The 5,588-nt window shown below is 70.9% G+C and carries 5 protein-coding genes; 3 read left to right on the top strand and 2 right to left on the bottom strand.

The features are described 5' to 3' along the window. Nucleotides 1-591: GGDEF domain-containing protein (locus tag L995_RS18515; protein ID WP_052195826.1), on the top strand; the 591-nt coding region annotated here is incomplete at its 5' end. Between the two features lie 28 nt (nt 592-619). Further along, nucleotides 620-2,896 carry a putative bifunctional diguanylate cyclase/phosphodiesterase gene (locus tag L995_RS18510; RefSeq protein WP_047472934.1) on the top strand — a complete coding sequence of 759 codons (2,277 nt, stop codon included), beginning with the start codon at nt 620-622 and terminating at the stop codon, nt 2,894-2,896. Between the two features lie 32 nt (nt 2,897-2,928). Here L995_RS18510 and L995_RS18505 read toward each other — a convergent pair whose 3' ends face one another. Continuing rightward, the gene (locus L995_RS18505; RefSeq protein WP_047472933.1) at nt 2,929-4,101 is read right to left on the bottom strand and encodes an MFS transporter; all 1,173 of its coding nucleotides are present in this window, start codon (nt 4,099-4,101) and stop codon (nt 2,929-2,931) included. Next, nucleotides 4,098-5,339 carry a serine hydrolase domain-containing protein gene (locus L995_RS18500; protein ID WP_047472932.1) on the bottom strand — a complete coding sequence of 414 codons (1,242 nt, stop codon included), beginning with the start codon at nt 5,337-5,339 and terminating at the stop codon, nt 4,098-4,100. Before L995_RS18500 ends, L995_RS18505 begins: the two co-directional genes overlap by 4 nt. 116 nt (nt 5,340-5,455) lie before the next feature. On the opposite strand from L995_RS18500, the gene L995_RS32115 reads away from it, so the two are divergent. After that, nucleotides 5,456-5,588 (top strand): helix-turn-helix domain-containing protein (locus L995_RS32115; protein ID WP_156136096.1); only part of this gene is annotated, 133 nt, incomplete at its 3' end.

The raw sequence follows: 5,588 nt of genomic DNA, 5'->3' as shown, positions 1-5,588 counted from the left end.
CTGCGCGAAACGCGCCGGCTGGTGCGCCGCAGCGACCGCGCCGAGCTGGAGATGACCCAGCTCAACCAGCGCCTGCAGGAGCTGGCCGGCGAGCTGGAGTACCGCGCCACGCACGACCCGCTGACCGGCGTGCTCAACCGCGCGGCCATCATCGAGCGCGTGAACCGCCACTTCACCCAGCAGGGCCTGGCCCTGATCGTGCTGGACATAGACCACTTCAAGCGCGTGAACGACAGCTTCGGCCACCCCGTGGGCGACAGCGTGATCCTGGGCGTGGTGCGCTGCCTCAAGGCCGCCGTGCCGGACACGGCCCACATCGGCCGCGTGGGCGGCGAGGAATTCACCGTGCTGCTGCCCCAGCACGACAGCGACGGCGCCGTGCGGGTGGCCGAGCAGGTGCGCGCCGCCATCGAGGCCCATCCCTTCGGCCTGCCCGACGCCAGCTGCATCACGGCCAGCTTCGGCGTGAGCTGGCGCCCGAGCGGCGGCCGCTTCGACGAGGCCTACAGCCTGGCCGACGAGGCGCTGTACGCCGCCAAGCGCAGCGGGCGCAACCAGGTCGTACGCGCGGCAGACCATGCCACGGCCTGAGCGGCGCGGACACAGACAGGGCTGAGGCATGAGTTTCGTGATGCGCGCACGGGCGCCCAGGGCGCCCGCCCCTGCTTCCGCCCTCCTGCAGCCTGCCCTGCAGCCGCCCCCGCCATCGCCCGTGCCCGGGCCTGAATGGCGGGTGCTGATCGTGGACAGCGACCCCGACGTACACGCCGCCTTCCGCCTGGCGCTGGAAGGCCACACCCTGTTCGGCCGGCCGCTGGTGTTCCTCTACGCCCGCTCCGGCACGCAGGCACGCAACCTGCTGCGCAGCGAGCAGGACCTGGCCGTGGTGGTGCTCGACGCCGTGACCGATGGCACGGGCGCCGGGCTGGATCTGGTGGATTTCATCCGCTACACGGCCGGCCTGCGCAACAGCCGCATCGTGCTGCGCACCGGCCGCCCGGGCCAGGCGCCCGATCTGGAAACCCTGCTGCGCTACGACATCAACGACTGCCGCACCAAGACCGAACTCACGCCCGACCGGCTGCTGGCCATCGTGGTGACCGCCGTGCGCTCCTACGAGCAGCTGTGCGCCATCGAGGCCAACCGCCGCAGCCTGGAGCTGATGGTGCGCTCCAGCGCCTCGCTGCTGGAGGAAACCAATCTGCACGCCTTCGCACGCGGCGTGATCACCCAGCTGGCCACCTTGCTGGGCGTGGCCAGCGAAGGCCTGGTCTGCTCGGAGGGCACGCACCCGGCCGAGCCCTACCGCGTGCTCGCGGCCACGGGGCCATTCGCCCGGCTCATCGACCAGCCCATCGCCACCGTGCTGGCCTCGCGCGGGCTGCGCCTGCTGCGCCAGGCGCTGCAGACCCGCCGCAACATCTATGGCGTGCAGCGCGGCGTGGCCCTGTACATAGGCCGGGGAGACGAGCAGGACATGGCCGTCTTCATCGACGCGCCGGCCTCGCACAGCGCACTGGACCGCCAGCTGCTCGAAGTCTTCTGCGCCAACCTGCGCACGCTGCTGCACAACCGCGGCCTGCTGGAGCGCCTGCATCAGTCCGCCTACTTCGACCCCCTGGTCTGCCTGCCCAACCGCGCCCACTTCGTGGAAAAAGTGGACGAATGCGTGTGGCGCGGCACGCAGGACCATGTGCTGGCCCTGGTGGACATCGACGACTTCAGCGCCACCAACGACGTGATGGGCCACCGCTTCGGCGACCGCCTGCTCGAAGCCATGGCCCGCCGCCTGGCCGGCGCCCTGCCCGCCGGCGTGCTGCTGGCGCGCGTGGGCTCGGACACCTTCGGCATCCTGGGCCCCACAAGGGAAGTGGCCCTGGGCCAGCTGCTGGACTGCGCGCGCCAGCCCCTGGCCGTGGACGGCGTGCCGCACAAGGTCTCGCTGACCTGCGGCTACGTGCACCTGCCCCGTGAACGCCAGGCCGGCACCGACCTGGTCAAGGACGCCACCATCGCCCTCAAGCGCGCCAAGCGCGACCACCGGGGCCAGCTGCTGGAGTACTCCGAGCACATGGGCATGGAGGCACGCGACCGCGCCCTGCTGCTGTCCGACCTGCGCGCGGCCATCGACGGCGCCCAGCTCTTCCTGGTCTACCAGCCCCAGTTGGACCTGGAAACCCATGCCCTGGTCGGCCTGGAGGCCCTGCTGCGCTGGCCACGGCAGGACGGCAGCTTCGTGCCGCCCGACCGCTTCATTCCCGTGGCCGAGCATTCGGGCCTCATCGTGCCGCTGGGCCAATGGGTGCTGGCCACGGCCTGCCGCACCATGCGCGAACTGCTGGACGCCGGCCGCGCGCCCCGGCGCATGGCCGTCAACGTCTCCACCGTGCAGCTGCAGGACCCGGGCTTTCTGCAGACGGTGCGCCATGCCCTGGCCGAGCACGGCCTGCAGGGCGCGCAGCTGGAGCTGGAGATCACCGAATCCGTCGCGGTCCTGCCCACCCAGCTGCTGCAGGCCACGCTCAGCGCCCTGCGCACGCTGGGCGTGACCATTGCCATCGACGACTTCGGCACCGGCTACTCCTCGCTGAGCTACCTGGAGCGCCTGCCGCTGGACCGCATCAAGATCGACCGCAGCTTCGTGCGCCAGCTTGGCGAATCACAGGAAGCGCGCATCGCCGAAATGATCGCCCAGCTGGGCCGCAAGCTCGGCCTGCAGGTCCTGGCCGAAGGCATAGAGGACGCCAGCGCCTGGCAGGCCCTGCGCACCATGGGCTGCCAGGAGGGACAGGGCTATCACATTGCACGGCCCATGGACAAGGCGCAGTTGCTGGGCTGGCTGGGCCAGCGCAATGAAGCGCTTCAGCGGCAGCCTGGCACCTCTGAGTTCCCCTGAGGCGGGCAGGCCGCGTCCTGCTCCCTCCCTACCTACCTGCACACCGCAGGAAACCCATGCCGCCTGGCCGCCCACACCACGGCCAGCGATGCGCCCAGCAGCGCCAGCAGCACGGGCGTGAAGGCGCCCACGCCCATGCGCGCCAGCAGCAGGCCGCCCACGATGCCGCCGCCGGCAATCGCCATGTTCCAGGCCGTGACCAGCATGGACTGCGCCACGTCGGCGGCCTCGCCCGCCGTGTGGGCAATGGCAGTCTGCAGCAGCGTGGCGGCGCCGCCAAAGGCCAGGCCCCAGACGGCCACCGCCGCATACACCAGGGCCGGCGCATCTGCGGCCACGCCCAGCATCAGCGTGGACAAGGCGAACAGCGCAATGCTGGCCAGCGTGAGCGCACGCAGGTGGCGGTCGATCAGCACGCCGGTGATCCAGATGCCCAGCACGGAGGTGGCGCCGAACACCAGCAGCACCAGGTCCGTGCGCGCGGCCATGCCCGCCTCCGCCAGGAAGGGCGCGATGTAGGTGTAGAGAATGTTGTGCGCCAGCACGAAGGCCAGCACCACGAACAGCACGGGGCGCACGCCCGCCAGGGTGAACACGCGCCGCAGCGGCAGGTGGCGGCCTGCCGCCTGCCCCGCAAAGTCGGGCAGGCGGGCGCGCACCCAGACCATGAGCGCCAGCGCCAGCACGCTCATGAGGCCGAAGCACAGCCGCCAGCCCACCCACTGGCCCAGCACGGTGCCGGCCGGCACGCCCAGCGACAGCGCCAGCGGCGTGCCCACCATGGCAATGGCGATGGCGCGGCCCTTGAGATGGCCGTGCACCATGCGTGCCGCGTAGCCTGCCAGCAGCGCCCAAAGCAGCCCGGCCGAGACCCCCGCCAGAAAGCGCGCCACCAGGGTCAGCGCAAAGTGCGTGGACAAGGCCGTGACCGTGTTGGCGACGACAAAGCCCGCGATCGCCGCCAGCAGCAGGGGGCGGCGGCGCATGCCCTGCGTGGCGGCCGTCAGCGGTATGGCGGCCACCAGGGAACCTATGGCGTAGAGGGTGACGGTCTGGCCCACCCAGGCCTCGGTCACCGCCAGGCCCTGGGCCATCTGCGGCAGCAGGCCGGCCGGCAGCGCCTCCGTCAATATGGTGATGAAGGCTGCCATGGCCAGCGCCAGCAGGGAGGCAACGGGCAGGCGGTCCTGGCGTGTTCCGTTCATTGCGGCTCTCCCGAAGCCCCGTGGACCTCACAAACCCCGTAGACCGCGTCGCGCAAATCGTTGACGAAGCGCCCCGACATGCCCTCGTACAAGGTGTTGGTGAAGGCCACGACACTGAGTTCCTGTGCCCGGTCCACGAACCAGGAATGCCCGTAGGCCCCGCCCCAGCGCCAGGTGCCCGCCGACTCGGGCGACGCGGCCAGCGCCGGATCGCGCAGCACGGAAAAGCCCAGTCCGAAGCCGAACCCGGGCGCATCGGGCAGCTCCAGCCCGCCCGTCTGGTCGCGCGCCATCTCGGCGACCAGCGCGTCGGGCAGGAGCGTTCCGCCGCCCTGGCGCAGGGCCTCCAGCAGGCGCAGGAAGTCGCCGGCCGTGCCGGCCATGCCCGCCCCTCCCGAGGCAAAGGCCCGCGCATTGAAGATGCGGGCCGGGCTGAACGGGATGCCGATGGCGCCCTCGAAGGGCGACACGGTCTCGCCCTCGGCCAGCGGATGGGGCTGCGGCACATCGTTGACATAGGCCGTGGCCACGCGCCGTGCGGCCAGTGCATCGGTCACCGCAAAGCCGGTATCGGCCATGCCCAGCGGCCCGGCCACAAGGTCGCGCACGGCCTGCTCCAGCGGCCTGCCGTGCACCTGTTCGACGAGGGCGCCCAGCACATCGGTGGCCAGCGAGTAGCCCCAGGCCGTGCCGGGCTCGTACCGCAGCGGCACGCTGGCGATGCGGCACAGGTTCTCCGCCAGGCTGATGCCCGAGCCATCCATGCCGTCCGATACACCGGCCAGCGCATAAGGGCCCTGTGCGTCGGACTCGAAGAAGCGGTAGCCCAGCCCCGCCGTGTGGCTGAGAAGCTGCCGCGCGGTGATGCGCGCCGGCCGGCCATCGGCCAGCCGGGGCCGGAACTGCGGCAGCCAGCGGTCCACGCCCTCATCCAGACCAAGCCGGCCCTGCGCCACCAGCACCAGGGCCGCCGCCGAAACAATGGGCTTGCTCGCCGAAGCCAGGCGGAACACCGTGTCCACGGCCATGGGCAGGCCGCGCTCGCGGTCAGCCCAGCCGGCCGCCTGGCGGTGGACCAGGGCGCCGCCACGCGCCACCAGCACCACGGTGCCGACCAGGCGCTGCGCCTCAAGCGCCTGCCGGACCACGGCCTGGATGCGGTCGGACAGGGGCGAGTTCAACGGGGCTGCAGGCAGCGCAGCGGGTGCAGCAGATGCCGCAGAAAGAGCAATCGTCATGGGAATTCCCGGGATCAATGAACAGGGTCCTGACGATAGAAAGCCCTCGATTAAAGAAAAAGTGGGGTAGATTTCCGGGTTATGCGGAACTTTCTGTCCGCAATGAAGGAGTGGCCTTGGACAGCCTCAACGGTTTCCTGGTGTTCGTGCAGGTCGCCGAGACCCGCAGCTTCGTGGCGGCAGGCCGGCTGATGGGAGTCTCGGCATCGGCCATCGGCAAGAGCGTGGCAAGGCTGGAGGACCGGCTGG

Origin of the sequence: Delftia sp. ZNC0008, assembly GCF_000799035.1 — a bacterium.
Taxonomy (GTDB): Bacteria; Pseudomonadota; Gammaproteobacteria; order Burkholderiales; family Burkholderiaceae_C; genus Comamonas; species Comamonas tsuruhatensis.
This window is presented reverse-complemented; position numbering and strand designations above follow the sequence as displayed.